This is a genomic window from Agrobacterium genomosp. 2 str. CFBP 5494 (assembly GCF_900013495.1).
Lineage (GTDB): Bacteria > Pseudomonadota > Alphaproteobacteria > Rhizobiales > Rhizobiaceae > Agrobacterium > Agrobacterium pusense.
Genome location: NZ_LT009720.1, coordinates 180887 through 207705 on the forward strand (window position 1 = coordinate 180887; position 26819 = coordinate 207705).

The 26819-nt window shown below is 59.5% G+C and carries 27 protein-coding genes and 3 pseudogenes; 12 read left to right on the forward strand and 18 right to left on the reverse strand.

The genetic code is table 11. The annotated features are described in order from the left end of the window. Positions 1-485 precede the first annotated feature (485 nt). Positions 486-1265: a MauE/DoxX family redox-associated membrane protein gene (locus tag AGR2A_RS25305; protein ID WP_072492787.1), complete on the reverse strand. Its 780-nt coding sequence runs from the start codon at positions 1263-1265 to the stop codon at positions 486-488. 53 nt (positions 1266-1318) lie between these two features. Between AGR2A_RS25305 and AGR2A_RS25310 the strand changes: the two genes are divergently transcribed. Beyond that, on the forward strand, positions 1319-1723 hold the full coding sequence (locus AGR2A_RS25310) for a MerR family transcriptional regulator (protein WP_072492839.1): 405 nt from the start codon (positions 1319-1321) through the stop codon (positions 1721-1723). Positions 1724-1733: 10 nt separating this feature from the next. Here the strand turns inward: AGR2A_RS25310 and AGR2A_RS25315 are convergent, their stop codons facing one another. The 10 genes from AGR2A_RS25315 to AGR2A_RS25360 form a co-directional block, all read right to left on the reverse strand. Next, positions 1734-2183 (reverse strand): DUF411 domain-containing protein, encoded by a 450-nt coding sequence (locus AGR2A_RS25315; protein ID WP_072492788.1) that lies wholly within the window; start codon positions 2181-2183, stop codon positions 1734-1736. A gap of 559 nt (positions 2184-2742) precedes the next feature. Beyond that, a complete protein-coding gene (locus AGR2A_RS25320) occupies positions 2743-4008 on the reverse strand; it encodes an adenylate/guanylate cyclase domain-containing protein (RefSeq protein WP_072492790.1) in 1266 nt (421 codons plus the stop codon). A gap of 110 nt (positions 4009-4118) precedes the next feature. Then, positions 4119-5051, reverse strand: coding sequence for a GNAT family N-acetyltransferase (locus tag AGR2A_RS25325; RefSeq protein WP_072492791.1), 933 nt, complete (start codon positions 5049-5051; stop codon positions 4119-4121). Positions 5052-5125: 74 nt separating this feature from the next. Then, the gene (locus tag AGR2A_RS25330; protein ID WP_072492792.1) at positions 5126-5410 is read right to left on the reverse strand and encodes a copper-binding protein; all 285 of its coding nucleotides are present in this window, start codon (positions 5408-5410) and stop codon (positions 5126-5128) included. A gap of 20 nt (positions 5411-5430) precedes the next feature. Continuing rightward, positions 5431-5910, reverse strand: coding sequence for a cupredoxin domain-containing protein (locus tag AGR2A_RS25335; protein ID WP_072492793.1), 480 nt, complete (start codon positions 5908-5910; stop codon positions 5431-5433). Positions 5911-5944: 34 nt separating this feature from the next. Beyond that, on the reverse strand, positions 5945-7303 hold the full coding sequence (locus AGR2A_RS25340; RefSeq protein ID WP_072492794.1) for a multicopper oxidase family protein: 1359 nt from the start codon (positions 7301-7303) through the stop codon (positions 5945-5947). A 14-nt stretch (positions 7304-7317) separates the two neighbouring features. After that, complete coding sequence (locus AGR2A_RS25345) at positions 7318-8778, reverse strand: TolC family protein (protein ID WP_072492840.1); 1461 nt, start codon at positions 8776-8778, stop codon at positions 7318-7320. A gap of 5 nt (positions 8779-8783) precedes the next feature. Then, on the reverse strand, positions 8784-9002 hold the full coding sequence (locus AGR2A_RS30200; protein ID WP_072492795.1) for a hypothetical protein: 219 nt from the start codon (positions 9000-9002) through the stop codon (positions 8784-8786). Positions 9003-9090: 88 nt separating this feature from the next. Further along, the gene (locus tag AGR2A_RS25355; RefSeq protein WP_234797297.1) at positions 9091-9519 is read right to left on the reverse strand and encodes a hypothetical protein; all 429 of its coding nucleotides are present in this window, start codon (positions 9517-9519) and stop codon (positions 9091-9093) included. A gap of 318 nt (positions 9520-9837) precedes the next feature. Beyond that, a complete protein-coding gene (locus AGR2A_RS25360; RefSeq protein WP_072492796.1) occupies positions 9838-10107 on the reverse strand; it encodes a hypothetical protein in 270 nt (89 codons plus the stop codon). 172 nt (positions 10108-10279) lie between these two features. On the opposite strand from AGR2A_RS25360, the gene AGR2A_RS25365 reads away from it, so the two are divergent. Both AGR2A_RS25365 and AGR2A_RS25370 read left to right on the forward strand, forming a co-directional pair. Then, positions 10280-10957, forward strand: a complete 678-nt coding sequence (locus AGR2A_RS25365; RefSeq protein WP_072492797.1) for a winged helix-turn-helix domain-containing protein — start codon at positions 10280-10282, stop codon at positions 10955-10957. Further along, the gene (locus AGR2A_RS25370) at positions 10944-12293 is read left to right on the forward strand and encodes a sensor histidine kinase (RefSeq protein ID WP_072492798.1); all 1350 of its coding nucleotides are present in this window, start codon (positions 10944-10946) and stop codon (positions 12291-12293) included. Before AGR2A_RS25365 ends, AGR2A_RS25370 begins: the two co-directional genes overlap by 14 nt. 701 nt (positions 12294-12994) lie before the next feature. Here the strand turns inward: AGR2A_RS25370 and AGR2A_RS30205 are convergent. Beyond that, a pseudogene (locus AGR2A_RS30205) lies at positions 12995-13682 on the reverse strand (DUF882 domain-containing protein); the annotation flags it as partial. Positions 13683-14327: 645 nt separating this feature from the next. Between AGR2A_RS30205 and AGR2A_RS25380 the strand changes: the two are divergent. The 7 genes and pseudogenes from AGR2A_RS25380 to AGR2A_RS25410 all read left to right on the forward strand — a co-directional run bounded on the left by AGR2A_RS25380 (position 14328) and on the right by AGR2A_RS25410 (position 21684). Then, positions 14328-14768 carry a DUF305 domain-containing protein gene (locus AGR2A_RS25380; RefSeq protein ID WP_072492799.1) on the forward strand — a complete coding sequence of 147 codons (441 nt, stop codon included), beginning with the start codon at positions 14328-14330 and terminating at the stop codon, positions 14766-14768. Further along, positions 14768-15100 (forward strand): four-helix bundle copper-binding protein, encoded by a 333-nt coding sequence (locus AGR2A_RS25385; RefSeq protein ID WP_072492800.1) that lies wholly within the window; start codon positions 14768-14770, stop codon positions 15098-15100. The genes AGR2A_RS25380 and AGR2A_RS25385 overlap by 1 nt, the downstream gene beginning before the upstream one ends. Then, complete coding sequence (locus tag AGR2A_RS25390; protein WP_139786415.1) at positions 15097-15618, forward strand: hypothetical protein; 522 nt, start codon at positions 15097-15099, stop codon at positions 15616-15618. The genes AGR2A_RS25385 and AGR2A_RS25390 overlap by 4 nt, the downstream gene beginning before the upstream one ends. 97 nt (positions 15619-15715) lie before the next feature. Then, on the forward strand, positions 15716-16120 hold the full coding sequence (locus AGR2A_RS25395) for a FixH family protein (RefSeq protein ID WP_080823509.1): 405 nt from the start codon (positions 15716-15718) through the stop codon (positions 16118-16120). Next, on the forward strand, positions 16117-17592 hold the full coding sequence (locus AGR2A_RS25400; protein WP_072492802.1) for an efflux RND transporter periplasmic adaptor subunit: 1476 nt from the start codon (positions 16117-16119) through the stop codon (positions 17590-17592). Before AGR2A_RS25395 ends, AGR2A_RS25400 begins: the two co-directional genes overlap by 4 nt. Then, a pseudogene (locus tag AGR2A_RS25405) lies at positions 17589-18536 on the forward strand (efflux RND transporter permease subunit); the annotation flags it as partial. The gene AGR2A_RS25400 and the pseudogene AGR2A_RS25405, both read left to right, overlap by 4 nt. A gap of 172 nt (positions 18537-18708) precedes the next feature. Then, positions 18709-21684, forward strand: a complete 2976-nt coding sequence (locus tag AGR2A_RS25410) for a Tn3 family transposase (RefSeq protein WP_080823510.1) — start codon at positions 18709-18711, stop codon at positions 21682-21684. A 137-nt stretch (positions 21685-21821) separates the two neighbouring features. Here AGR2A_RS25410 and AGR2A_RS25415 read toward each other — a convergent pair whose 3' ends face one another. From AGR2A_RS25415 to AGR2A_RS25430, 4 genes are all read right to left on the reverse strand, one after another. Further along, the gene (locus AGR2A_RS25415) at positions 21822-22466 is read right to left on the reverse strand and encodes a DUF6904 family protein (RefSeq protein ID WP_080823580.1); all 645 of its coding nucleotides are present in this window, start codon (positions 22464-22466) and stop codon (positions 21822-21824) included. Positions 22467-22503: 37 nt separating this feature from the next. Next, positions 22504-22926, reverse strand: a complete 423-nt coding sequence (locus AGR2A_RS25420; protein ID WP_072492806.1) for a type II toxin-antitoxin system VapC family toxin — start codon at positions 22924-22926, stop codon at positions 22504-22506. Further along, the gene (locus AGR2A_RS25425) at positions 22926-23189 is read right to left on the reverse strand and encodes a type II toxin-antitoxin system Phd/YefM family antitoxin (RefSeq protein ID WP_037094653.1); all 264 of its coding nucleotides are present in this window, start codon (positions 23187-23189) and stop codon (positions 22926-22928) included. The genes AGR2A_RS25420 and AGR2A_RS25425 overlap by 1 nt, the downstream gene beginning before the upstream one ends. 87 nt (positions 23190-23276) lie before the next feature. After that, the gene (locus AGR2A_RS25430; protein ID WP_072492807.1) at positions 23277-24410 is read right to left on the reverse strand and encodes a site-specific integrase; all 1134 of its coding nucleotides are present in this window, start codon (positions 24408-24410) and stop codon (positions 23277-23279) included. 124 nt (positions 24411-24534) lie between these two features. Here AGR2A_RS25430 and AGR2A_RS25435 point away from each other — a divergent pair. Together AGR2A_RS25435 and scpB are read left to right on the forward strand one after the other, a co-directional pair. Continuing rightward, a pseudogene (locus tag AGR2A_RS25435) lies at positions 24535-25487 on the forward strand (DUF1403 family protein). A 22-nt stretch (positions 25488-25509) separates the two neighbouring features. Next, a complete protein-coding gene (scpB, locus tag AGR2A_RS25440; RefSeq protein WP_234797298.1) occupies positions 25510-26202 on the forward strand; it encodes an SMC-Scp complex subunit ScpB in 693 nt (230 codons plus the stop codon). Here the strand turns inward: scpB and AGR2A_RS25445 are convergent. Together AGR2A_RS25445 and AGR2A_RS25450 are read right to left on the reverse strand one after the other, a co-directional pair. Continuing rightward, positions 26192-26461, reverse strand: coding sequence for a hypothetical protein (locus tag AGR2A_RS25445; protein ID WP_234797299.1), 270 nt, complete (start codon positions 26459-26461; stop codon positions 26192-26194). The genes scpB and AGR2A_RS25445 overlap by 11 nt on opposite strands. A gap of 103 nt (positions 26462-26564) precedes the next feature. Then, positions 26565-26780, reverse strand: a complete 216-nt coding sequence (locus AGR2A_RS25450) for a DUF3072 domain-containing protein (RefSeq protein WP_072492810.1) — start codon at positions 26778-26780, stop codon at positions 26565-26567. Positions 26781-26819: the final 39 nt, after the last annotated feature.

Consider the following 26819-nt stretch of genomic DNA (forward strand, 5'->3'; position numbering starts at 1 on the left):
CGGATTCATGAGGCGGCGGACTGCGGGGGCTTAAGGGCAGGCGAGGGGGCTACCCCGGTCAGATGATCCTGCAGATCCGAGGTTCGGGTGAGCAGCATCGACACGGACGACAACTCGGTCGGCGTGGGAAGGATAAGCAGACAAACGGCGCAGATTGTGCTGCAGCAAGCCTGATCGGCAAGCACGGTCTTCGTTTTCGAATCATGGTCGCCGCTATGCTGATATCCGACGGAAACACTGGTCTCGGTAGAGCAGGTGTGATGAGCAGCCGCTTGGGAAGCGGGCGCGCTGAAGAGGACGGCGACGGCAACAAAGACCACGCAAATCCTCAACATCAGCGGTGAAAGCTTCCGCAGGTTCATCTTGTTCTGCCCAGTTTCGCACGGGAACAATCTACCGCGCTAGGATACGCTTGCGTTGATCTTCATCAAGTGGGTCGGAGATGCATCACGGCATCTCCGATTGGCATCAGTTAACAGCACGGGTCACATTGCGTGGCCGCCAATGAAGCCCAGGGTGGCCGCCGCCATCCAGATCGCCATAGCGATCATCATCAAGTTCTCGGTGAGCGAGATGAAACCCAGCGGGACATTGCTGGATCCGCCCACGCATGCGCATTTCAGCTCCCTCTTTTCGATGTAGACGGCCTTGAAGACCGACACTGCGCCAATGGTGCCGATGAAAAGGGCGACGGGGATGGAGATCCAGTTGAGGGCGCCCGCCACCATAAGAATGCCCGCGAGACCTTCCGCATAAGGGTAGACGTAGCCATAGGGAACCCACCGTTTCGCGAGCAGATCATAGTTCAGGAACATGGTGGCGAAGGTCTCGACGTTCTGGAGCTTCAGAAGCGCGAGCACGACCATCGAGAAGGCGATGAACCATTCAGCCGCTCTCAGCGTGAAAGGATCGCCGCTGACCGCATAGCTTGTCGCCATCGCTGTCAGCGCGGTCATGGCAAAGAGCACGATGACTGGGCGGTAGGTCGTCGCCTTGGGATCGGCAACCTTCTTGCCCAGAAACCTGCGCAGGTCATCATGTCCGCCGACGCGCCTGCCGTCGATGAACACTTGCGGCGTGGTTGCGACATCGTGCTCCTTCTTGAACGCGTCGGTCTCCTCGCGCGTCTCTAGGTGATGGTCTTCGACCTCGTAGCCGGAACGCTCGAGCAGATATTTGGCCTTCAAGCCGTAAGGGCACGTATGGCCCGGCATCACCATGCGGTAGATGGCCGCCTTCTTCGTGTTCTGGACCTTGTCCAACATTTCACGTCTCCTTTGTCTTGTGAAACCGTTGGTATGACCATACGTTGCGTACCGTGGTACGGAGTCAACAGCCAATGGACATGACGATTGGAAAACTCGCTGCGGCCGGAAACGTAGGGGTCGAGACGATTCGCTTCTATCAGCGGCGAGGGCTGTTGACGACACCGAAGAAGCACGTGGGTGTCCGGCACTACGGGGAGGATGATCTCCGCCGCCTCAGGTTCGTCAGACAGGCGCAGACCGCGGGGTTCACGCTTGAGGAAATCAAGGAACTCATGGATCTTGATGCCGGAGACGACCGGGAGACAGCGCGGAAGCTTGCTAAAGTCCGGCTCGAAGCTCTTGATGCCCGTATAGCCGAACTGGATCAGGCAAGGAACGCGCTCAAGCGGCTTGTTGGCGAGTGCGTATCCGGAAAGACCGGGCCCTGCCCGATCTTGTCGTCTTTCGGGATCTGACGCTAGGCGGTCACTTCGGCCTGACCGCGAGGTAGACATATGGCGCAGATCCATCCCTCGGGAACGCCATGACATCGTAGGATGCCCCTGGATCGGTGCCCATGCCCAGCGACCCCTTTGGCATTCCTGCGACGGCCAGACCCGCGAGAGCGGTTTTTTGCGCCAATAGTCTCTGGGCGGCTTCCAGAGGAACGTGTCCCTCCAGGAAGTAGCCTTCCACCATTGCCGTATGACATCCTTGCAAGGACGCGGGGATCCTCAGCTTCCTTTTAAGCGCATCCATGTTGTCCTCGTTCCTGAGGTTGACCGAGAACCCGGCATCCCCGAATGCGGAAGCCCAGGCTTCACAGCAGCCACAGTAGGGGTCCTTGTGGACGATCAGCTCGGGCATGCTGGCCCCAGCAGCGCCTGGGAGAAGCGCCGCCGATGCGGACATGCAGATGAATTCCCTACGTTTCATGATCTCTTTCCTCTCTGCCTCCGCAATATGCAGAGCCGCTAACTAGAAGCGGAAATTCTGTCGCGAAGCCGAGCCATGTGTTATACTCTGATTATGGTACCGGGAGGTGCCCATGTGCCGCATCTGTATTCTAGTCGCCGCAGTCGCCACCGTCGTCTCGGGCGCGCAAGCCCAGGAACGTCAGCCGTTCCATATCGCTAGATTTTCCGACAGCCGGACCATTGGTCTCGCAATAACGTCATCGATAACTCCGACCGACACACAATACGATTTCGAAGTCGGTATAGGTCTCACTGAGACATCTCCAGGTGGGGAGATACTCTTCGTTGACCACGGAATGCATTCAGTCCGTGTGCGATGCGAGGCGCCCGGTGTCGTAGAGGTCGGCGGCTTCAACCATTTCATGCCAACGCCCAGTTCGTTGGGAAATTGGATGCAGGACCTTTGGAGGTCGCTATGCCAAACTCCATCTTCATGATCTGTTCTGTCGTAAACTCCAAGATCTTATAAAAAGAAACAAGGTATTTTTGCAGCTGAGACTTTTACGGGAACCGTGCGCTTAGCGAGTCTGCTTGGTATTAAAATCCAAGTCTAAATAGGCGATATCGATCAGTTCCTTGCGTCCATTAAGCCGCACCTTTTCTTTTCGTAACCAGTGAGCGGATTTTTGTGCGCCGGGTACTTGATCTAGAACGATTGTGGAAACGACGAGAGGTGATTGAAGGTCCTTGGCAACTATATCTAGCCTCTTTGCAACATTCACAGGATCACCCATCACAGTAAACTCATCATGGAAACCACTTTCAAGAACTCCGCCTAAGACCGTCCCGTAGTGGAGACCAATTCCTGTAGCAAGCGCTGGCAGGCCTTGCTCAATATTCGCCATACGCCATTCGTGGAGTGCGCCAACTAGTTTCATTGCGCAAGCTAGTGCCCGGCTTACGTCATCTGGTTGCGATTTCGGCTGACCAAAGACGGCCATAACACCGTCTCCGATGAACTTGTCGACAGTACCACCGTAGGCGAATACTGTACCGGCCACGATACGTCGGTATTCCGAAAGGACCTTTGCTAATTCTTGCGCAGTTGCTGTTTCCGAATATCGGGTGAAGTCTCGAACATCGACGAACATGATAGCGGCGTTCCGACGCTCTAGATCCAGAACAGCACTTGCATTCTCAAGATCGGATACTACGGTGGGCGAGAAAAAACGAGACAGATTCATTCGTCGTTCGTCAATCATTAGGGCATGCCTGCAAGTTCGATCGTAATCTAAGACGAGTAGAATGAGCGCCAAAGCCGTAAAGCCGAAGCTGGCATTAAGAATAAATTCCTGGTTAAGCAGATTGTCTAGTAGCATAAGCGGTGTACTAGCCTGATGTCTGGATGCCATTATTGCAAGCATAGTAAGCCATGCTGTAGAAACGATCGTCGAGAACAAAACTATAAGGCGAACATCGAGCTTGAGCGCTGTATGATTTAGAAGAATGAACGCAATAACTAGGCTCGACGTTGTGAGACCATGATTGGCGTTTATTGGGTTTGCTAGAATGTGTTCGTAAAGGACAACCGTCACTAACATCGCATCGAGAATGACAAAGACTGCGTTCAGGCGCCGGTTCGCGGGTAATCGAATCGCGGCAATGACAGAGGCGCCGCTAACGCCAAGATACGATGAGCTGACGATCATATTAAAGGCGAAGCTGGTTTGATTTTCACCGACGATCAAATTCGCGATCAAGATTGAAAGGGCTACAAATCTTAGCGAAGCGGACCGAAGCTCATGCATCGCCTCTCGATCTCTAGGCGTTGTCCTTGGGGTCATCTTACTTTTTCTACGAATTACTAGGAAATTGTACTGAATGGGCCTCTGCCACATCTCACTCATGTAACCTCTAACGACTAAACAAGCTGGAAGGAGACCACTTCGTACTTCTAGGCATAATCTATGTCGATCAACTCAAATCGACCGAAGTCGTTACGGCGGCTGTCGAGGAAGTTCGACTGAATGACGAGCCTTCCTTGGAAGAGACTGCCAGGAACTCTGAAACCGTGTTCGAAATTGAACGCGTCGTTCCAGCCCGCGTAGAGGAAAATTTCTCTATCTGACGCGCCACACAGAGCCGACGTGAGCATTCGAACTGTCTTGTTGTCTGGGGGGCGATCAAGTGTAGTGAAGGTCGCACAGATCAGAAGCAGAGGTACAGACTTTACAACTCTTGGCGATCCAATAATTGCAACATCTCCGCAATGTGCGGATACATATTTATGTATCGGTGAGCTAATTCTGCGCGCTAATTGCTCTGCCGTCACTGTTACGCCGTTCTGTGAAGCCGCATTCGTGCGTGCAGTACAAGCCGCCGCGATCTCATCCACGGTTTCACATATTGTGACATCGCTCTGCTTGGAAGAGCGAAGATTTAAGTGAAGACCTATGTAGGCAGGCAGCTGAGTAGATTCTTCCAAGCCGAGATGCCGACGGTTGAGATACGAAGCTCTTTGGTTCGCGTAGGTGTAGAGCACAGCGATCCCGTCGCGCTCGAGCATATCGCGCATTGTCTTGTAGAGCTTGCCCGCCACTTTCATGCCCCTGAATTCGGGTGAAACAAAAAGATCAACGAGCTCGGCGGCTTGAACAGAGCGACCAGCCAGGCACAAAGTTTTAGAAAAACTCACAAGTTGACCAATTGTGATCCCGTCCGCAAAAGCAGATATTATAGTGACGCGTTCATATCCGCTCTTATACGCCCAAGAAAACCTCTCTGATGAGAGTTCTGGTCCAATTCTGCCGAACGCTTGAAAAGCCAAACGGGACGTCATCCGACCGTCGAACTCGTTCAAGGTCTCAGCTCTTACTTCAATGTTCATAGGGCACCGCCATCATGTCGGCGCGGCCTCGCAGAGGAGACCGCGCCATGTCGAGAGAGCTGAACGACTTCTTTTCACTTCACCTGCGTGACCGTCAGCTTGCCGTTGATGCGCTCAGCGACGAACTGGACCTTCGCGCCTTCCTTAAGCTTCGCAAGCAGCGCATCGTCCGTGACTTGGAAGACCATGGTCATCGCAGGCATTTCAAGCGTCTTCAGCTCCTCATGGATCAGCGTGACCTTCTTCGCCTTTGCGTCGACCTTCTTGACGGTACCATTCGTGAATTCCTGCGCGAACGCGCCGGCTGCGGAGGAAAGGGCGATCGCGGCGGCGACACCAATCTTGATAATGGATTTCATTTGTAAGATTCCTCTTCGGGTTACTTGGAGACAGCTACGTCGCCGTGCATTCCGGCGTCGTAATGCCCGGGAACGAGGCAGGCTATTTTGAACACGCCATCGTTGGTGAACTTCCAGACGATTTCGCCGGACTTGCCTGCGGCGAGACGGATCGCGTTCGGGTCGTCATGTTCCATTTCCGGGAACTTCTCCATCACGGCCTTATGCTCCATAACCTTGTCCTCCTGATCGAGAACGAACTCGTGATCGAGTTCACCTTCGTTCTTGATCGTGAAGCGTACGGTCTGACCCTTGCGGACTTTGAAGTTGTTCGGGGTGAAAACCATCTTGCCGTCCGGTGTCTCCTTCATGCTGACGTGGATGGTCTGCGTGACCTTGGACTTGTCGCCCGGCTCGCCAACGGCCATGGCCTCGCCATGTCCTCCTGCGTGGCTGCCCGATGCGAGAGCAGGAGTAGTGAGGGCGGTTGCCAGAAGCATGCCGATGATTGCATTTCTCATATTTGTTTCCTTTTTGGTTGTTCAGGAGGGGGTGTCAGCCGTGGTTCGAATGCTTCGAAGGTAGCTGCGTCTTCGCGTCTTTTGCCTTAGTCGCGTCGGGCAGGCTGCCCGTCCACTCCCAGGCCTGCGTGCCGGGCGGGTTCTCGTACCAGCCCGGATCGGTGTAATCGCCCGCCGAGATGCCCTCGCGGACCTTCACCACGGAGAACATGCCGCCCATCTCGATGGGGCCATGGGGACCCCAGCCGGTCATCATGGGAACGGTGTTCTCTGGGATTTCCATCGACATCTCGCCCATGTCGGCCATGCCGGCCGTGCCCATCGGCATGTATTCCGGGCGGAACTGTCGGATCTTCTTCGCGACCTCCTTCTTGTCGACCCCGATGAAGGTCGGAATCTCGTGGCCCATCGCGTTCATCGTGTGGTGCGACTTGTGGCAGTGGATCGCCCAGTCGCCGAGATACTTCGCGTCGAACTCGTAGGCTCGCATGGCCCCGACCGGGATGTCGATCGAGACCTCGGGCCAACGGGCCTCCGGCCGTACCCACCCGCCGTCCGTGCAGGTCACCTCGAAATCGTAGCCGTGCATGTGGATCGGATGGTTCGTCATCGTCAGGTTGCCGACGCGCACGCGGACCCTGTCGTTCTTCGACACGACCAGCGGATCGATGCCGGGGAAGACGCGGCTGTTCCAGGTCCAGAGGTTGAAGTCGGTCATCTCCATGACCCTGGGCACGTAGGAACCCGGATCGATGTCGTAGGCGCTCAGCAGGAATACGAAGTCCCGGTCGACGGGCATGAACGTCGGATCCTTGGGATGGACCACGAAGAAGCCCATCATCCCCATCGCCATCTGCACCATCTCGTCGGAGTGCGGGTGGTACATGAACGTCCCGGACTTCACGAGGTCGAACTCGTAAACAAAGGTCTTGCCGACCGGGATGTGCGGCTGCGACAGCCCGCCGACGCCGTCCATGCCCGACGGCAAGATCATTCCATGCCAGTGTACCGTGGTGTGCTCCGGCAGCTTGTTGGTGACGAAGATACGAACCCGGTCGCCTTCGACCGCCTCGATCGTCGGACCCGGCGACTGTCCGTTGTAGCCCCACAGGTATGCGGTCATCCCTTCGGCCATCTCGCGCTCGACGGGCTCGGCCACCAGGTGGAACTCCTTGACCCCGTTGTTCATCCGGAAGGGCAGGGTCCATCCGTTCAGGGTCACCACCGGATTGTAGTCCGGGCCGACCGACGGCTTCACAGGCGTCTGGGTCGCCGCCGATTCCATGACGGCCGCTTCCGGCAGGCCCATGTTCGTCGTCTGGCCCCAGGCCTGGGAGGAGACGAGGGCGGCGGACGCGGCGCCCGCGCCGAGCAATTGTCTTCTGCTGAACATTCTCGTTTCCTTTCTCAATGGCCGCCGGCCGCGGCGGGCTCGGCGGATGCGACCTCGGTCTCGGCTGCGGCAGAACCCGTGCTGCCGCCGTAGATCACGGGGGCGAGGTTCGCTTCGGCCAGCCAGAAGTCACGCTTCGCGTTGACGGCCAGGATGGTGGAGGTGATCTTGTCGCGCGTGTCCGAGATCAGTTCGAACGTGCTGGTGATCATGCCGTTGTAGTTGAGCATCGACTGCTGCTCGATCGCGCTGCGCAGCGGCAGGACGTTGTTGCGGTAGTGGCGGGCGATGTCGTAGTTCGACCTGTAGGCCACGTATGCCGACCGGGCTTCGGAACGTACATTGACCGCGAGCTGCGCCAACTGGTTGGCCGACCGCATGTAGGCGAGTTCGCCCTTGCGCAGCCTCGCCTGGCCGGAGTCGAAGATCGGGATCGTGAACTCGAGAGCTCCGGTCCTCGAGATGTCGGAAACGATCCTGCCGTCCTCCCGCTCGCGTTCCTTCTCCCAGGTGCCGACAAGCTCGATGTCGGTAACGATGCGCGTCGCGTTCGTCAGGTCGTAGGACTTCGCCGCCGCCTGAAGCTCGAGACGCGAGACCTGCAGGTCCATCCGTTTCCCGATGGCCTCGGCCTCGATGTCGTCGCGCTTGATGAGGGCCTTAGGAAGGTTGGGTAGACGGTTCGGTATCTGGAAGTCGATGTCGGTCCCTGACAGCCCCATGAGCCGGACAAGCTCCTCCTTGGCGAGCTTGGCGGCCAGCCGGGCCTTGGCGGTCTCCCCGGTCAGCTCGGCGTAGAAGACGTGCTCGCGGGCCTGGTCGCCCTTCGGCATCGAGCCGGCTTCACCGATCTTCTTCGCGAGCTCGGACGAGGCGTCGGCCGCCGCCTTCGCCTGATTGAGGTAGGCCACATTTTCCCATGCTGCGACAGCGTTGATCCACGCGCGGCGCGTCTCGGCCGCAAGCGAGATGGTGGCGATTGCTGCCTTGAGCTGCGCCTGCCGGAAACGGTTATCGGCGAGCTTGATGTTCCGATCGTAGGTCGCCAGCGCCAGGATGTTGGCGGCGGTGGCACCTTCGAGAACCCGGTAGGCCTCGAGACCCGGCGTACCGATGCCGGACAGCCCCACGGAGAACGTAGGAAACACTGATAACTGCGTCTGCCACGCGTCGGCGGCGCTATCGCCGAGATCAGCGTAGGAAGCCTGGAGCCCCTTGTTGTTCAGGAGCGCGACCTGTACGGCAGTCTCGACATCGATGGTCTTCTTCGCCATCAGCGCCTTCACCCGGTCACGCGTGGCTTGGGCCTGTTTTTGGTTCTGGATCCAAACGGTCTGCTTGGCCGTGGCCTCGCCGCTCTTCGCAGAAGCGTTCGCAAACCCAGCGTCAACTGCCGAGTAGTCGGTCGTCACACAGCCCGCGGTGACGAGAGGAAGTGCGATCGCAGACATCAGTTTGATCGATCTAAGCGTCATCGCGTTCAACCCTTCTTCGGAGCCTGGGCGTCATTGAGACCGCGCCAGGGCTTGGGATCGACAGGCAGCCGATGCGTGTAACCCCCAACAGGGCTCTGATACCGAGCAGGTCTGACGTCGGACACGGTGTCAGGGTTGTCGGTTGAGGCTACGACTTCGGGTAATGTGGAAGCGCATCCGCTCACAATAAGCGGCAAGGCAACCACCAGGAACAAACGTTGCATGGTGAAAATCCGAGAATAAGATCGTGATTGTGCCGCCGCACGTGATCGCGCAAAGACACAGCAAGCCCCGCGGCGCGGGTGCTACCTCTCAGATATTTGGGGGTCGATGAAGGCTCGGCGCTTGACCGACAGTGTCCGTGTCGTCAACGAACTCGCGGATCGCTACGACCGTCGGATGAGACATCGAGGAACCAGAACACGTGATTGCGGCAACGCCACAATAATCCTGACAGCACGAGGTCTTTGACTTCTCCGGCTTGCTGTGATCGTGCTGATCACCGTGATGACCCGCGTCACTCAGTGTGACTTGATCATGACCCTCGTGAGACGAATGTTGATCCAACTGCGAGACTTGAACAGAGGCATCGGGATGCATCGCTGCGTTGACGGTCGAAAAGCTATAGCCAGCCAGTGATAGAACCATCACCAGTCTGAACATCACCGCCAACGCTTTAGATGTGATTCGAAACATCCCGCTCATGCCTAAGAAGATCGCCAGAGCCTTCAAGCTTGTCAATCGTCGCCGCCTCTAACCACGAATTCGCGTCCTTTGTGTGGCATAGGCACAACGCACTTGGGTTGTAGGCGGCGGCCCGCTGCTCTGAGCACAGCGGACCCGATCATACTTAATACTATCGCCGCTCTCTGAATGAGAAGGCGGCAGCTTCCCGATCGTGATCCCGATACGTCCGCTCATGCTCCGCCCAAGCCGTCGGCCCCACCATCACGAAGATCAGTCGCGCAAAGATGTGCACGGCCGATTTGACTTGTCGTGCTGCCATATCGAGTAGCCCCTACGATAGCGTGCTTTGGTTCCGAGGAGAGCGTTGAAGAATCAGCGATTGTTTCGCAATTTCCGAGCTTCTTGCGCCGGATCGATGAAAGATACCGTGCCGTACTTCGTGTTGGTCCGCTTGACGACGCCGTTGTTGAGGACTTCAAATGTTACTGCGTCGGACTTGGCATTGGCCACGTCACCCGGTTTTCCGTGACCCTGAACGATCCTGTCGACGTCTGATGCGCGTGCGCTGAGGGGACCGTTAGCTGATGCGGTGGAGGCGGCTGCAGCGAGTGCTAAGAAGGCGATGGCGAGCTGAAACTTCATGATCTTTCCTCTGTGGGCGCTGCGGAGGTGCAGCACGAGGAAGGTAGATCGCCGGATTGTCAGCTACCTGTCCGGTACTTTACATCTTTGTAAAGTTAGAAGACCCAGATCGCCGCAACAAAGCCTAAATCAATGACTTCGGGTTCCGTATAGCAAATCATCTGGATGCGGCATGAAAATTCTTCTGATTGAAGACGACGAGAAGACGGGCACATACATCTCAAAGGGAATGACATCAGGGGGTAACGTCGTAGACTGGCTTCGCGACGGCAGAGAGGGCCTGAGCGCAGCGCTCGACGCCTCCTATGATGTGCTCGTTGTTGATCGGATGATCCTAGGACTCGATGGGCTGACGATGGTGAAGAGCCTTCGTGCGGCTTCGGTACGAACGCCGATACTATTTCTCACCGCTATGAGCGGCGTTGATCATCGGGTCGAGGGTCTGGAGGCCGGCGGTGATGACTATCTTGTAAAGCCCTTTGCGTTTTCCGAGTTGCTGGCGCGGATCAACGCACTCGTCAGGCGACCACCAATTTCTACAGAAAAGACGAGACTCAGGGTTGGCGACCTTGAGCTCGACTTGGTCAAGCGCACCGCGGAACGAGCGGGAACTCCGCTCGATCTGCTACCTCGCGAATTCGCTCTCCTAGAGCTTCTCATGCGCAACGAGGGCAGGGTGCTAACCAAGACGATGCTGTTGGAGAAAATCTGGAACTTCAACTTTGACCCACAAAGCTCAGTGGTAGGGACGCACGTCAGCAGGTTAAGGGCGAAGATAGACAGACCGTTTGATTTCCCGCTTCTGCATACCGTTCGCAACACCGGCTATTCCCTCCATGCGCGGCGGTAGCTTTCTCAAGAGTACAGCCGTCAGGCTCGCCATCATCTATAGCTCGCTATTTGTTGTCGCGTATCTCGGAGCGAATGTGATGGCTTATCAGATGGTTGTGGGCTACCTTGATGATCGTCTTGAAGCAGCCGTTATGGAACGTTATCGGGAGATCGAAACGGCATTCTTGGCCAGGGGTGTGTCCGGCGCAATCGACATGGTCAACAGCCACGGCCCTGCGATCAGCGGCCAGGAGACAATTTATACTCTCCGGGATGTGGCGGGCCGCGTGATTGCAGGCAACATTCCGCTCGAGAATGTGCCGGCCGGTTTCTCGTTTCTGACACCGGATAGCCAGCATGACAGAACGACCGGCTATAAGCTCTTCAGAGGCCGGCTCGGCGACAATGATCTCATCGTTGGAACGAGCGAGGGAGATACGGAGCAGCTGGCGCGAATTGTCCTCCTCAGTTTCGGCTGGACCACTGCGATTGTATTCGCTGTGGCCCTCCTTGGTGCGGCGATGCTGCGATATCGAACGGGAAACCGGATTTACGCCCTGTCACAGGCCGCTCATGCGATTGGGCATGGGGAACTGTCGCGTCGGCTGGCTGTGTCACAGCGTATGGACGAGATCGACGTGCTGTCCAGCGAGGTAAACGTAGCCCTGGGCCGTTTAGAATCCAGCGTGACCGCGCTCAAGCAGGTTACGACTGACATCGCGCATGATCTTAAAACTCCTATCGGACGCGTTTTCCTTGCCCTCGACGACGCGTTGGACCGCGAGCACCCGGATGAATTGAAACAAGCCGTTGGGTGGGCGCTGCAGGAATTATCATCGCTGGCCGCCACCTTTGACGCGCTACTGCGCATCGCGCAAATCGAGTCGAGAAGCAGGAGGGCGCAGTTCGTCGATATCGATGTCACCGAGTTGGCACTCGACATCCATGAGACGTACGAAGTCATCGCTCTGGAGGAGGGCCACGTTCTTCGTACCGTAACCCCGAACGACGCCTGTCGGGTTTGGGGCGATCTGGACCTAATCAGGCAGATGCTTGCGAACCTTCTTGCTAACGCCATGCGTCACACGCAGAAGGACAGCAGCATCTTAGTTGAGGTCACGTCGCACGAGCGCGGCGTCACCCTCTGCGTCAGCGACAACGGACCGGGCATTCCCGAGGCCGAGCGCGTCCGAGTGCTCGAGCGCTTTTATCGCCTCGACAAGAGCAGGACGACTGAGGGTTCCGGCCTTGGGCTTAGCATGGTGAAAGCGATCTGCGAGCTGCACGACGCCTCGATTAGCTTGTCCGACAACGAGCCCGGCTTAAGGGTGACAATCCTTTTTCCGCACGGCTAACCGGGTGCCGCTGAACGATCAGGGCGCTGCCGGGAGATCGCCGAAGCGGCCGAAGTCGAAGCTCGCCGACGCGGTCACCGGCTTGAATCCATTGTGGGCCGGATATCCCGTAGTGTAGCTCGCGGTGAAGGAACTCCGTGTCATCCGGTCCCCGACCGGCGGCGCCGTCAGGGCAGCCGCGAGCTCCTTGCGCTGCGGCGGCACGACTGGAGCCTGCGCCGTCTGCGCGCCCGTCGGGATGGATGCGGTTGTAATTTTGTCTGCCTGCGTCTCGCGTGGCGCCGTGGGCACCTTCTCCGCCGGCGCACCGCGCGACGCGAACACCGGAACCGGGATGGCATAGGCCGAAAGGTCTTTGAACGCGGCCTGTTCGCCGGTCGTCGGGGAGGGGCTGGCGATCACTGCGGCGAACGCCTCGTGCTCGGCAGGAGACGCCGGACGGAGCGCAGTCAGGAGAGCGCCCGCCTCTGGACGCCGCGCGGGAACCGGGGCGTCGAACTTGGGCGCCGGCTCAGCCGACGCAACGGCCACGGGCTCTTCCGCCTTTGCCACCTTCGCAGCACTCTTTGCGGTTGCCACCGCGGTGGTTTCGGCGACGTCGTCCTCCTCCTCGGAATCATTTCCGCCGAACAGGGCGGCGAGGAAGCCGCCCTTGCGCTTGCTGCCGCCGAAGCTGGCGATCTCGACGGCTGAGCCCGCGCCGCGGCGCTTATACTCGGCAACCGCCGTCTCGTAGCCAGGAAGTGGCCTTCCATCACTCGGAATATGAAGCGTCTTACCGCTCGGGAAGAGCTGCACGAGCTCTTGGCGGCTCATCCGCGGCCAGGCGCGAACTCCACCCACGTCCACGTGGACGAAGGGAGATCCCGAGGTCGGATAGTAACCTACCCCGCCGCCCTGGATCTGCATCGCCAGCGCGCGGAGCGTCGCGAGCTTCACCCCCGGAATAAAGAAGTCGACTGCCTTGCCGCGGGTATGCTGACTTTCCTTGGCGACGCCCGACGAGCGCGTACGCAGCATGGCGTTGGTGCCAAGCGAGCGATATCCGGAGACGACGTTAATGTAATCGCTTGCTCCGCTGCGCTTGTAGACCTCCCACACAATATCGAAGAGCCTGGGGTCCATGCTGGTGCTCTAATCCGCGCGCCAGTCTCGCAGGAAATGGTTGAGCTGGTTCAGACCTGCTTGGTCGAAGACGCCGTTTCTCTTGTACGTGATGACCGCCCGCTCACCCGTGTGCCCGAAGTAGAGCTTCAGTGCGCGGTCTTCCGCGGACGCATGCCCAGCGGAAGCGACGAAGCCGATAAGGCAGCCAATCAGGATGGCTGCGCCAAACCGCTTTAAAGGGCGACCATTTATCTTTGAACCACCCGAGGGTCCGGTCGTCATCTTGTGCTTCAAGGTGCCCTGTCTCCGCCTCCGCCATGGCGCGTCATGTCCTGCCAATACGGCGGGAGGATGTCATAAATGTCACAGTCGTCGATTATTAATCATCATATTCAAGATTTAGTTAATTTAGCTGCGAGATGAACGGCCGATGTTCCCGCGGCTTCTTGGGAATCGGGTCCTTATTTGGCAGGATCGTTAGAACCTGATGCTCAGAGGTCGTAGGAGACGTGGAACCTTTCACCGCGAAAGGATGTTCAGGCAGCAAGCTTGGGAGTTCCGGATGATCTTAAAGTACAGCCTAAGGTACGTCCTCTGCGCTTTCGCCATCGCGACGGTCCTGGTGAGCCTGTTCGGCATGCTTCCAGCAGTCGCTGCGTTGCCTCCCTGCCAGACCGCTCACGTGCACGACATCTCCACCCATCACCACCCTGTCCAGTCCCAGTCGGGCTGCTGTGACGCGATGCACTGCTGCCCTATGCTGCCGGCCCTCCCAGCGCCTGAGTTACCTTCCGAAGCACGGCTGAGTCCCCACGTCTATCTGAAGGCGGAGCAGCCCCTTCTGCTGGTGACCTCAATTGATCCGCCTCCACGATCTCCTGCCTCGCGATCCTCAGAATATGCAACCCCACGAAACAGGAGTTCAAAATGAACAACGTGCTCAAGACCGCCTTTGCCTCTTCCTTGATCGCGGCAGCATTCCTGGCCGCCCCGGTCTCAGCTTCCGCCCAGTCCGCGTCATCGATGGCCTATCCGGATAAGTGCAAATCCGACATGTCATCCGGCGGCGATATGGCCATGCAGGGTCACAACATGCAGATGGCTGACATGACCGACTACCAAAAGGAATCGATGGACGGCATGAAGGCCATGAACATGAACATGATGCAGGGAATGATGAAGAAGGATGCGGACGTATCCTTCGCCTGCGGAATGATCGCCCACCACATGGGCGCCATCAGCATGGCCGAGGTCGAGCTGAAGCACGGCGACAACGCTGAAACCAAGGCAAAGGCCCAAAAGATCATTGACGATCAGACCAAGGAGATCAAGGAACTGACCGCCTGGGTTGAAAAGGAGGCAAAGTGATGCATCACACGTCCTCCGAGATGAAGGAGTGCATCGACAACTGCCTCGCGTGCTACAGCGAGTGCCTGTCGATGGCCATGGGGCACTGCCTGGAGATGGGAGGCAAGCACGTCGAGCCGTCCCACTTCAAGCTCATGATGGCCTGCGCCGAGATGTGCAGGACTTCCGCCCACTTCATGCTGATCGGCACCGAGCACCACAAGCATACGTGCCGCGAATGCGCGGAAATCTGCCGACAGTGCGCCGACGACTGCGAGCGCGTCGGCGACATGCAGAGCTGCGTGGACGCCTGCAGGAAGTGTGCCGAAAGCTGTGACAAGATGGCGGCATGACAAGCTGCCGAGAGGGCGCGTCTCCTCCCGGCACCTGTCGCTACGGGACTGTCGGAGGGGGAGCGATCAATGTCGCACCGCGCTCCGACGTCTTCACAACAGGCCGCGTGTCGTGCAAATATGAAACCATGAAGCCGATCATGGTCATTCAACGCATTGTCTGCGCGTTTGCCATGCTCGCCGTCCTGATGGGGCCGGCGAGCGTGAGCACGGCCGCGGCCGCCATGGCTTCATCGGGCCAGATGGCGGGCATGGCGATGGACATGGCGGACCAGTCTCCGGACGAGGAAGCTATGGCGGACATGCCCTGCTGTCCGGAAGAGAAGAAGCCTGCCATCCCCGACTGCATGAAGTTCTGCCCCCTTGCGCTGGTATGCTCCACGGTGATCGTCGGCAACCTGTCCGCTGCGGCGAGCCTGCCCGTCGTCCTTCCGCTGCCGATGTCTTTCCCGCGCCTTGCGGGAGCAGAATTCGCTTCGGCGCTGGTCGAACCGCCTCCAAGACCTCCGCGCGCCTGATTCACGCTCGTTGGCTGCGTCCGACCGTCCCGCTTGCCGGGAACGCTGAGGCGCGTCCTTATCCTGCGCGCATCCGCGCATTTCGAGATGTGAAATCATGAAGAACAGAAACGTACCCGTGCGGGCGGCGGCCGCCGTGCTCGCCTTCCTTGCCCTATACGCGGGCGCCGCCCTGGCAGGGGCCAGCGACTACGAATTCCAGCCTGTCGCCTCCGAGGTGAAGCACGGTCCGCAGGCAGAAGTGGCCGTCAGGCTGGTCGACAAGCGGTCCGGAAAACCCGTGCCCGGCGCGGTCATCTTCACCACCCGGATGGACATGACGCCCGACGGCATGGAGATGATGACGACCTCGGTCGAAAACCTCCCGGCCACCGAGCCGGGCGTCTACCGCTTCCGCACCAACCTGTCGATGGCGGGCGGCTGGCGCTTCAAGGTGGCCGCAAAGGTTCAGGGCGAACCGGAGACCGTGCGGGGCGAAGTCGTTCTGAAGGCCCTCCCGTGAAGACCGCCGCGCTGATCCTGTCCGCATGCTCCCTCGCCGTCGGTGGCGGGGGAGGATACCTGCTCGGCGCCGGCCGGGTCGCCGTCCCCGACGTCGCCGCTATCAGGCTTTCGATGACGAAGCTGCCCGCCGCCGCGGAAGAAGCCCGGTCTGCAGGAACCGACCCCGTCGTCTACTACAGGCATCCCGATGGAGACCCCGCATGGTCGGCGGGGCCTGCAAAGACGCCGGACGGAAGGGTTTATCTTCCGGTGCGCGCAAGCGAAGACGTCAGCTTCGCCGACAAGCCCGAAGGCGCGCAGCCGGGCAAAACGGCGCAAGGCGCGCAGCCGGATGCGAAGGTCTCCGACGCCGGATCGGGAGGCGCTCCGGCGTCTGGTCGCAAGATCCTGTACTACCGCAACCCCATGGGGCTTCCCGACACCTCGAAGGTGCCGAAGAAGGATTCGATGGGAATGGACTACGTTCCGGTCTACGAGGGCGAGGCCGAAGAGGGGTCGACCGTCCGGGTTCCGCTCGGGAAGCTGCAGCGGACCGGCGTCAGGACCGCGGACGTCACGATGGAGAGCCTGCCGACGACGCTGCGGGTCCCCGGCGTGGTCATGCTCGACGACCGCCGGATCCACACCGTCAGCATGCGCTCCGACTCCTTCGTCGAGGACGTCGCCCCGGTTACCGCGGGCAGCCGCGTAAAGGCCGGCGAAACCCTCTTCAGGTTCTACTCGAAGGACGTCGCGACGGCCGCGTCCGAGTACGCCAACGTCGTAGCCGGCGGCGGCGACACTGCCGGGAGCGCCCTGAGGCTTCGCAACCTCGGAATGTCGGACCGCATGGTCGAGGCCATCCGCAGGGATCGGAAGGTTCCGTCCAGCATCTCGTTCGAAGCCCCCGTGGACGGGATCGTGGTCGAGCGTTCGACCACGCCGGGCAGCATGGCCGAGCCCGGCGACGTCCTGTTCAGGATCGCCGACATCCGCGAAGTCTGGATGGTGGCCGACGTTCCGGAAAGCCAGCTCGCCGCCGTCGCGGTCGGAGCGGAGGCGACCGTGGCGGTCGGCGCCCGGCCCGGCGCGACGGTCCGCGGCGTCGTGGAAGTCGTCGATCCCGAGATCCGCGAGCAGACGAGGACCGCCAGGGTGCGGATCCGGCTGCCCAATCCGGACGGCAGGCTTCTTCCCAACATGTTCGGCACCGTCGTGATAGCGACCGGCCGGCCGGACCCGGTCGTCTCCGTTCCGAACGACGCGATCGTCGACACGGGAAGCAGGCGGGTCGTCTTCATCGACAAGGGCGAGGGGAGGTTCGAACCGCGCGACGTCGAGGTGGGCGTCCGTGCGGCCCAAAGGACGGAGGTGACGTCCGGACTGACGGCAGGAGAACGCGTGGTCGTCGCCGCCAACTTCCTCCTCGACGCCGAGAGCAATCTGAACTCTGCGCTGAACGCGCTTGCCGCGGGAGACGCCCGGCCATGATCTCACACCTGATCTCCTGGTCGGCGCGCAACCTGCTGCTCGTCTTCGTCGGCGCGTTCCTCGCGGCGGCCGGCGGCGTCCACGCGCTGCGGACGCTTCCGCTCGACGCGATCCCCGACCTCTCCGACGTGCAGGTCATCGTCTATACCGACTACCCCGGACAGGCGCCTCAGGTCGTCGAGGACCAGGTCACCTATCCGCTGACGAGCTCGATGCTGACGGTGCCGAAGTCCAGGGTCGTCCGGGGCTTCTCCTTTTTCGGCGTGTCGTTCGTCTACGTGATCTTCGAGGACGGCACCGACCCCTACTGGGCGAGAAGCCGGGTGCTCGAGTTCCTGAACGCCGCCGCAAGCCGTCTGCCCGAAGGCGTCGTCCCGACGCTCGGCCCCGACGCCACGGGCGTGGGCTGGGTCTACCAGTACGCGGTGATCGCCAAGGAATTGTCCCTCGCGGAACTCCGTTCGCTCCAGGACTGGGTCGTCAAGTTCGCCCTGTCGCGGTCCGAAGGCGTGGCGGAGGTCGCGAGCGTCGGCGGGTTCGTGAAGCAGTATTCCGTCGTGGTGGACCCCGTCAGACTGAAGGCGCAGGGCGTCGGGCTGGGCGAAGTCGCTTCGGCGGTGAAGGCGAGCAACCGAGACGTCGGAGGCCGTACGGTCGAGCTTTCCGAGTTCGAATACATGGTGCGCGGACGCGGCTACCTCCATGGCGTCGCGGACATCGAAAACGTTGTGCTGAGGTCCGAAAAGGGCGTGCCGCTGCGGCTGGCGGACGTGGCCAGGGTCGAACTCGTGCCCGACGAGCGCCGCGGCATCACCGAGCTGAACGGAGAAGGCGAGGTCGCCGGGGGCATCGTGCTGCAGCGATACGGATCGAACGCGCTGACGGTCATCGAAAACACGAAGCGCAACATCGACGCCCTGAAGGCCAGCCTTGGGGTCAGAACAAGAGCAGTCCGAAATCGTACGCTAGGGCCGAACGGAACAGGAACAATGTCGTAGTTCGGAAATGCAACATCCAATCTCTGTGGATTGCCAGCTACATGCGCCAATTTTGATTTCTGAGTTCCGCCCGACTCGGCCACGCTCGACGCAGATTGGTCATGAATGGAGTCGGGCGATGCCAAAGCGCAAGCTTCTCAAAGATCAAGATCGCCGGAAGCTTGTCGATATCCCGGCCGACGAGGAGAGCTTAATCCGACACTATTCATTGTCACCAGCCGATCGTCTGGAGATCGAACTGCGCAGACGCAATCACAACCGACTCGGCTTTGCTATCCAGCTATGTCTGATGCGATACCCGGGTCGAGTGCTAGGAGCAGAAGAAACTCCGCCTCGCGCCATGCTGAAGTTTGTTGCTGATCAGATCGGCGCCGCTCCCGCCGAATTTGCCCTTTATGCCCGCCGTGAAGAAACCCGTCGGGATCATATGGCGCGGCTGATGGTGTATCTGGATACGAGAAGCGCGAACCCGCAAGATCGTCGCGCCGCGCTATTGGCGGCAATTCAAGCGGCGAGCCTGTCCGACGACGGAGCTGTAATAGCCAGTTCGCTTGTCACTGCGTTTCGCGAACGCGGAGTTCTTCTGCCGGCGATCGACACGATCGAACGGATCGGCCTTGCCGGCCGTGCCGCAGCCAGGCGCCGGGCGGAAAAAACTCTGCTTGAAAGCATCCCATTCGATAAGCTTCAATCACTGGATAAGCTGTTAGAGGTTGACCTATCGATCGGCCAGACGCGCTTTCACTGGCTGCGCTCGGCGCCAGAAGCGCCGGGTGCGTCGAACCTGGTCGGGTTGATCGAGCGGATAGCCTTTCTGCGTGAGCTGGGAATTGATCCAACGTTGCAGGCGCGCATATCATCAGGACGTTGGGACCAGATCATCCGGGAGGGCAATGCAACGCCAGCCTGGCTTGCCAACGACTTCAACGCCAACCGTCGCCACGCTCTGATCGTGGCTCAGGTCATCAAGCTTTGCCAGAAGCTCACGGATGATGCAGTGACGATGTTCATCAAGCTGATGGGCAAGTTGTTCTCGCAAGCCAACAATCGAAAGAAGCGGCGGCAGATGGACTGCAGAGCGAACACCGCCAAAGCGCTGCGCATGTTCCTCGATACGATCACTGCTCTGCAGTCCGCGAACGATTATGGCCGGAACGCGTTGGAGGTTCTCGACCAGAAAGTCGGATGGCACCGGCTGCTGAGAATGAAGCCTGAACTCGAGTCGATGGTTGATGACAACGAGGCTTCGCCTTTGGTCGTGGCCGGTGAACAATATGCGACTGTTGGCAAGTATACCGGCGCCTTTCTGCAGGCGTTTACGTTCCGCTCAGCGCGTCGCCACGACCCGCTTCTAGCGGCAATTGCGCTGCTGAAACAGTTGTATGCTGAGAGACGGCGGACACTCCCGGATCGCATCCCGCTCACCCACCTCAGTCAGACCGATCGGCGGCTCATCTTCGCACAGGAAAAACCCGATCGCCGTCTCTACGAGATCGCCACGCTCGCGGCTTTGCGAGACCGGCTTAGATCTGCGGACATTTGGGTGGACGGCAGCCGTTCTTTCCGGCCGATTGACGAGCATCTGATGCCGAGGTCGACATTCATCACGATGAAGGAAGAGGATCGTCTCGGATTGGGCGTCCAGGGAGACGGCGCGCAATGGCTTGCAGAAGCGCGTCAGATGCTCGACTTCAACTTCCAGCGTCTGGCGCACAGAGCACGATCCGGAAAGCTCGAAGGAGTTCGTCTTGAAGCCGGAACCTTGGTCGTTACACCAACCGCCAGCGAAGTCCCTATGGCAGCCGAGGAACTGAATGCCGAGATCAGCGACATGTATCCGTTGGTCGAGGTTCCCGACCTGTTAAGGGAGATGCATGAATGGACCGGCTTTGCAGATTCATTCACGCATGTTCGCACCGGCGACGTCCCGAAAAATGTTTCCGCCATGCTCGCCGGTGTACTCGCGGATGCGACGAACCTCGGCCCGAAGCGAATGGCGGGCGCATCCAAGGGGATCAGCGCTCACCAGATTGGGTGGATGCGCACATTCCATGCTCGATCTGAGACTTACCGCGCAGCGCAAGCGTGTATCACCGATGCGCACACCCGGCATCCGCATTCCCGCCTTTGGGGAGATGGCACGACCTCGTCGTCGGACGGCCAATTCTTCCGTGCGAGTGATCGAGCTGCAAAGCGCGGCGACATCAACTTGCATTACGGCAGCGAGCCCGGATCGAAGTTTTATAGCCATCTGTCAGATCAGTACGGCTACTTCAGCATTTTGCCCATCAGTCCGACCGAAAGCGAGGCGGCCTATGTGCTGGACGGGCTCTTCGATCAGGACACGGCCCTCGACATCCAAGAGCACTTTACCGACACGGGCGGTGCCAGTGATCATATCTTCGGGCTGTTCGCCTTGATCGGAAAGCGGTTCTCACCACGACTGCGTAATCTCAAAGACCGGAAGTTCCACACGTTCGACAAGTGCGATGCATATCCGGCGCTATCAAACCACATCGGGGCCCCGATCAATGCCGATCTGATCCTCGACCATTGGGACGACCTGCTCCATCTTGCGGCGTCGATCACGACTCGATCCGTGGTGCCGTCTACCATTCTCAAGAAACTGTCCGCAACTCCAAAGCAAAGCCATCTCGCGAGGGCGCTCCGCGAACTCGGCCGTATCGAAAGGTCGCTCTTCATGATCGAATGGTACTCAAGTCCGGCACTACGGCGGAGATGCCAAGCCGGTCTCAACAAGGGCGAGGCCGCCCATAAGCTGAAACGCGCTGTGTTCTTCCACGAGCGGGGCGAAATCCGCGACCGGTCGTTCGAGAGCCAAGCATTCCGCGCCTCTGGTCTCAACCTCGTAGTCAGTGCGATCGTCCACTGGAATACAGTCTATCTCGACCGCGCAATCACACAGCTGAAGCGAGAGGGTCGAAATATTCCTGATACTCTGTTGAAGCACATCTCGCCGTTAAGTTGGGAGCATATCAACCTTACAGGCATCTACACCTGGGATGCCGAAAATCAGATGTCCAACGGATTTCGACCGCTCCGTCTGCCGGTCGGGCTACGTCGGGCCGCATAAGTTCCCAATCCGTTCGCCCTTAGCGTACGATTTTGCACTCCTCTTGTTCCCGCCCCTGGTTTCCGAGCTTGCCGTTTCAACACAGAGCAGGGGAGGGGCGTCTGTCCGGGTGATACCACTATTGATGAGCCCGTGATTTACCACCGAGGATTCGGCCATTCGGCATTTTCCCAGCCCGCGAATTCTGTCGGAGAGATCAGGTTCTTTTCGCCGTTCTTCAATCGCATAGCGTAGAAGCGGTCATACATCGGATCGAAACTCGAAAGGAGCTGCGCAAAGCCGGCCTTCCGTTGCGCTTTCGTCCATGAACAAAAGATCCCGCCGCGGCTGTCGATCATGTCGAATACCTCAGGCTGAGCTGGGTCAAGGCGCTGCCAGTGATCAATGATGCGTTCCGCTTGCGCACCAAAATCCTCACGCAGCGCATCTTCGATGATGGCTTCCAGGGCGTAGGTGATGGATTGCGTTTTGGCCGTATGGCTGAGGAACGCGAGGGATTGCCTTAATAGCCTTTGCTGAAGAAGAAGGACGGGCCAGAGGATCTGGACACCGTATCGAACACCAATTTCTTCAAAATGCTTTGGCGGCTGAATAACCTCGCGCTGCCGTTCATATGCTTTGCGCACATCGTAGGCCACTCCAAGGAACGAGCCTTCCTTGTCTTTCACAATTGGCGAGCGCTCATTTACGTCATGGACGACCTCATGTAGCCAGCTCAATGACGTATAGTCCCCGACGAGCAGGATGCCGGCGTGATTTTTGAGCAAGCTGTAGGAAAGCACCGGGACCAATCCTTTCAATCGACAAACAAGAACCCAATCAGTCCACCCATGGGTCGATGATGTCTATTCCAAAGCCTTCGAAATCCTTGGTGTTGCGCGTCACAAGCGTTAGCTGATGGGCGACGGCCGTAGCGGCAATCAGACCGTCCATCGAGGCAAGCCCCCGACCATTTCGCTTGGCAAGCGCCATGAGATCGCCCCAAGCCAAGGCGACAGGCCCTTCCACCGGCAAAATCCTGCTTTCGAAGCGTTGAGGCAGATCATGCGCGAGCCATTCGTCCAGGGCATCGCGTTTTCGTCCGCTATCCATCAACGCAATGCCTCGACGAATTTCAGCGATCGACACGATGCTGATGAACGTACGGTCTTCGTCCAGCCCGTGAAGCCACTTAAGAACAGCTTCATCCGGGCGAGGTTTCGTAACTTCCGACAGAACGTTCGTATCGAGGAGCAGCCTCATCACGGCAAGTCACGTGGCTCGTCGTGCTGCCGTTCAAGATCCAGTTCAACGCCGCGCAGAGGCGATGCCAACAGAAATTCCGCGAGCGATCCCCTGCGCCCAGTTTTCCGCTGCCACTCTTCTGCGGAAACGACGACCACGCTCGGCTTTCCGTTGCGTGTAATCGTCTGAGGTGCCAATTGCGCGCGCTCCATGACTTCCGAGAGCTTTGCCTTTGCGCCGGCGACCGTCCAACTCATATCGTCGTGGGTTGATGTTTGCATTGCTTCACCTTTAACCAAAATGACTATAGTGACTATAATGCGCCAACGGCTTTTCTGCAAGCGCTTGAACGGCAGGGGAGGGGATAGCTAGAGCCCTGACGCCTTGGTCAAATTCACGCGGAAGCGGTCCCGTCGCCGTTGATATCTGCGTGTCATCTCTGCTGATGTGTGCCCGAGCTGCTTCTGTACGTAACGCTCATCGACTTCAGCAGAGGAGGCAAGGCCAGCGCGAAGGGAATGCCCGGAAAATTTGAACGCCCGCTCGATCTCGCTGAGATCACCGCGAACGCCGGCCGCCATGGCGGCCCGCTTCACCAGCCGAGCCACTTCCTTGTCATTCAGCCGTTCCGGCCCAACTGCTTTGCCTTGTCCCGTCACGCGACGGAAGAGGGGACCGTGCGCAAGCTTGGCGAACTTAATCCAAGTCTCGATTGCGGCGACCGGGCAGGTCGCATCGGCCGAGCCGCGACCGACCTCGACCTCTCGCCATCCGGTTTTACCGCGCAGCGTAATAATCATACCCTTGTCGAGGATCTCGATCCAACCACGACCATCCTCAGTCTGGTCGGCCTTCAGGTCGAGGCCGACGATCTCGGAGCGCCGAAGGCCGCCAGCAAAGCCGATGAGCAACATGGCCCGATCACGCAGGCCGCGCAGGGAGCCGCGATCGAGCGTTTCGACCATGGCAATGATATCCTCAGCCATGACCGCTTCCTTCTGGACAGGTGGCTTGGCGTGGCTGTTGCGGATGCCGGCCATCACGGTGGCGATATGCCGGTCCTTGCGATCGAGCGAGAGGCCACGCTGGGCATAGTTCCAGGAGAGTGAGGAGAGGCGGCGTTCGATGGTCGAGACAGAGTTCGCTTTTGCACCCCGTTCAGCTGTGCCGGAAGCGCAGGCTGTGATGTAAAGTCCGACGGTTTGCGGATGCGGGGGCAGGGGGGCCAGATTGGAGCGCCTGCACCACGCCGAAAAATGCTTCCAGTCGGCCGCGTAGGCCTTGCGCGTGTTGGCGGAACTGGCCGCCTGGACATAGCCACGAGCGCGATCGGCGAGGCTGGCAAGATGAGCAGGTGTCTCGCCACCGCCGGCGAGAGAGGGGAGGGGGTTTGCGCCTGACACCTCCGGCGCGGAAACATCACGCCCAGCCGCCGTGCTGAGAAACGGAGCTGAGGTCTCCTCGACGTGATTTTTGGTGTTTTGCTCGATGATTTGGGCCATTTCTCTATAATGAGAAAAACGTCCAATAATGCAAGATTATCGGCCGTTTTATATCGCCGACATGGTGTGCGGTTTATGGAGATATCAGTGGTAGAAACTGCGCACTTAGTTTATGCTGCACTGCATGGATTCGCTCACTCCTGCTGCCCCGATTACATCGGCCTGGTCGCCTCGTCTGCCAAGCTGGACGCGGCCGCATGGCCGTGACATCAGCGAAGCTGACGCTGCCTTCGCGGCAGGTATCGCGCTGAAATCTTTGGACGATCTGATCCGCGCCAATCCGCCATGGATCGGCTGCTGGCGCGACCGCCTCGCCCTCAAATCGGCGACGGTGGCCGCCAAGATGCTCGGTCGAAACGAGGAGGAACACGCGTTGCGTGACGCCATCCTGCTCACGACAACAGGCGACGATCCTGGCCCCGGAGGCAAGCTGTTTTTGGCCACACGAATGCTGGCGCGCCAGTCCGCAACAATCACCACACCCTTTGTTAAGGAAGTCGCCGCGCTGCTGGGGATGACGTGGGGCGACAGCCTTGCTTCGATCCCCGACATCGTCGATTCTGCAAATCAGTCCGAGCGAGCAGCACCCTTCGCGGTGGCGGACCTGATAACGGCGATCTCTGCCGTTCGCCCGGACGCCGAGGTGATGGCGCTCGGTCTCGCCGACGTCATGCTGACCTGCAAGCTGAACTGGCCGAAACCGGTGCCGCTGCTGCTGCCCGAGCGTTTTGGCCCGCGTTCCGCACCATCGGCGGTCGCGGGCGTGTCCGGTCGGGCGAGCCGGCCTATCCGAAAGCGATCTGCCTGGCGCTAGTCGACGGCGTCGAGGCCGCACTTCGCTCCGCCGTCGAGATCGACCGCCGTGCCGCGCGACTGCTGGCCGGAGCGCAGAAGGTGCGAACCAAGGGGGCAGAGCCGGTCATCCGCCGGTTGCTGACCGAGCATGCCGTGCCGGCGTCCGCGCCGGGCTCAAAACTGTCGCGCTGGGCGGCCAACCGGCTGTTCGAGCGTCTGGAAAGTTTCGAGGCGGTGCGCGAGCTCTCCGGCCGCTCCTCCTTCCGAATCTTCGGGTTGTGAGGTGGCTGGCATGAGTGCACCAATGCAGCCGCGCCGCAACGGCAAAAAGAATCCCCAGGACGATGTCCTGTTTGATCGTGAACTGGATCAGTTCCCGGCGGAGATGCGCTGGCGGGAATGGATGCTGCGGGTCGAGGCAGTGATCTTTGCCTCGGCCGAGCCGGTCAGCCGAGAGACTCTGGCGCGGGTGGTGGGAAAAGACTGCAGCATCGATCTGTTGATCGACGACCTCATCGAGGAACTGCGGGACCGGCCCTACGAACTGGTGTCGGTCGCCGGTGGCTGGCAGCACCGAACGCGTTCGCGTTACGCGGCCGCGATCCGGGCGTCAGATGCTCCAACGCGCGGCGCGGCAACGCCGCTCTCGGAGTTCGAGGCGATGGTGCTGATGGCGGTGGGATATTTCCAGCCGATCACCCGTGGCGAACTGTCGAAGATTTTCGGGAAAGAGGTCAGCAGAGACGTCATCGGTCATCTTCGTGGTGCGGGTTTCATCGGCTCCGGGCCGCGCAGCCCGACGCCGGGCGCACCGTACACCTATGTGACGACGCCGCACTTCCTCTCGGTCTTCGGCATGGAGACGTTGCGTGATCTGCCGAACATCGAAGCGCTCGAGGATGCCGGCCTGCTCAGTCGACATGCGGTGCAAAACGAAATCGCTGCCCCGGGAGGCGGCGAGAACGAGCCGGACGACGAAGCGTCCTTTATTGAATGATGCCTGTCGTCTGCAGCCGCTTCGTCATCGCGATCGGGCTGACGAGCATCGCCGTCGAGGCCAGCGCCATCGACAGGCCGAGCTTCATCGGGAACAGAAGCAACTGATCCAATAGCGGGCTGTCGGAATAGGCGGCCGTCATAGACCGCCCGAACGGCCGTATGACCGCGTCGGCGGCCTCTTGCACCTCTGCGCTGCTGACCGGCTCAATGCCGGGAATGCCTGTGGGGATCGGTTCACCAAGCTGCAGGTCTGACATGGTCGCGTCCTTTCGCGGTTGACGATCGATAAGTGCTGCAGCGCACAAAAGTTCCGCGTGGGCGTCCACCGCTGGACGCTTTATGCGCCACCCGGTTGATGCGTCATTCCAGGTCGAGGGACTGCTTGAGTTCGTCGATGCGCTTCGACGCCTCTGCCTTGGTCAAATCCTCGGCGTAAGCATCGGGCTGATGCGCCTGCTCTGATAAGGTTTTCAGATAGGAGCGCTGGGCGCCAGTCATCGGCTCGTCGCCGCTGACCCAGTCGTCCGGGTCCTTCTGCGTATTGGAGGAGGTATCGGTTTTCGGGTTGTCACTCATAACTGTCTCCTGAATTCGTTCTCCAAACGTTCTCGGCTG

Coding starts and splice junctions, on each gene's coding strand:
- AGR2A_RS25325 (WP_072492791.1), bottom strand. CDS start 5,051: ATGAACATTGAAGTAAGAGCTGAGACCTTGAACGAGTTCGACGGTCGG.
- AGR2A_RS25365 (WP_072492797.1), top strand. CDS start 10,280: ATGAAAATTCTTCTGATTGAAGACGACGAGAAGACGGGCACATACATC.
- AGR2A_RS25320 (WP_072492790.1), bottom strand. CDS start 4,008: ATGACCCCAAGGACAACGCCTAGAGATCGAGAGGCGATGCATGAGCTT.
- AGR2A_RS25425 (WP_037094653.1), bottom strand. CDS start 23,189: ATGCAAACATCAACCCACGACGATATGAGTTGGACGGTCGCCGGCGCA.
- AGR2A_RS25395 (WP_080823509.1), top strand. CDS start 15,716: ATGAAGAACAGAAACGTACCCGTGCGGGCGGCGGCCGCCGTGCTCGCC.
- AGR2A_RS25330 (WP_072492792.1), bottom strand. CDS start 5,410: ATGAAATCCATTATCAAGATTGGTGTCGCCGCCGCGATCGCCCTTTCC.
- AGR2A_RS30200 (WP_072492795.1), bottom strand. CDS start 9,002: ATGCAACGTTTGTTCCTGGTGGTTGCCTTGCCGCTTATTGTGAGCGGA.
- AGR2A_RS25360 (WP_072492796.1), bottom strand. CDS start 10,107: ATGAAGTTTCAGCTCGCCATCGCCTTCTTAGCACTCGCTGCAGCCGCC.
- AGR2A_RS25380 (WP_072492799.1), top strand. CDS start 14,328: ATGAACAACGTGCTCAAGACCGCCTTTGCCTCTTCCTTGATCGCGGCA.
- AGR2A_RS25335 (WP_072492793.1), bottom strand. CDS start 5,910: ATGAGAAATGCAATCATCGGCATGCTTCTGGCAACCGCCCTCACTACT.
- AGR2A_RS25385 (WP_072492800.1), top strand. CDS start 14,768: ATGCATCACACGTCCTCCGAGATGAAGGAGTGCATCGACAACTGCCTC.
- AGR2A_RS25370 (WP_072492798.1), top strand. CDS start 10,944: ATGCGCGGCGGTAGCTTTCTCAAGAGTACAGCCGTCAGGCTCGCCATC.
- AGR2A_RS25315 (WP_072492788.1), bottom strand. CDS start 2,183: ATGAAACGTAGGGAATTCATCTGCATGTCCGCATCGGCGGCGCTTCTC.
- AGR2A_RS25305 (WP_072492787.1), bottom strand. CDS start 1,265: ATGTTGGACAAGGTCCAGAACACGAAGAAGGCGGCCATCTACCGCATG.
- scpB (WP_234797298.1), top strand. CDS start 25,510: ATGCAGCCGCGCCGCAACGGCAAAAAGAATCCCCAGGACGATGTCCTG.
- AGR2A_RS25345 (WP_072492840.1), bottom strand. CDS start 8,778: ATGACGCTTAGATCGATCAAACTGATGTCTGCGATCGCACTTCCTCTC.
- AGR2A_RS25450 (WP_072492810.1), bottom strand. CDS start 26,780: ATGAGTGACAACCCGAAAACCGATACCTCCTCCAATACGCAGAAGGAC.
- AGR2A_RS25340 (WP_072492794.1), bottom strand. CDS start 7,303: ATGTTCAGCAGAAGACAATTGCTCGGCGCGGGCGCCGCGTCCGCCGCC.
- AGR2A_RS25445 (WP_234797299.1), bottom strand. CDS start 26,461: ATGTCAGACCTGCAGCTTGGTGAACCGATCCCCACAGGCATTCCCGGC.
- AGR2A_RS25420 (WP_072492806.1), bottom strand. CDS start 22,926: ATGAGGCTGCTCCTCGATACGAACGTTCTGTCGGAAGTTACGAAACCT.
- AGR2A_RS25410 (WP_080823510.1), top strand. CDS start 18,709: ATGCCAAAGCGCAAGCTTCTCAAAGATCAAGATCGCCGGAAGCTTGTC.
- AGR2A_RS25390 (WP_139786415.1), top strand. CDS start 15,097: ATGACAAGCTGCCGAGAGGGCGCGTCTCCTCCCGGCACCTGTCGCTAC.
- AGR2A_RS25430 (WP_072492807.1), bottom strand. CDS start 24,410: ATGGCCCAAATCATCGAGCAAAACACCAAAAATCACGTCGAGGAGACC.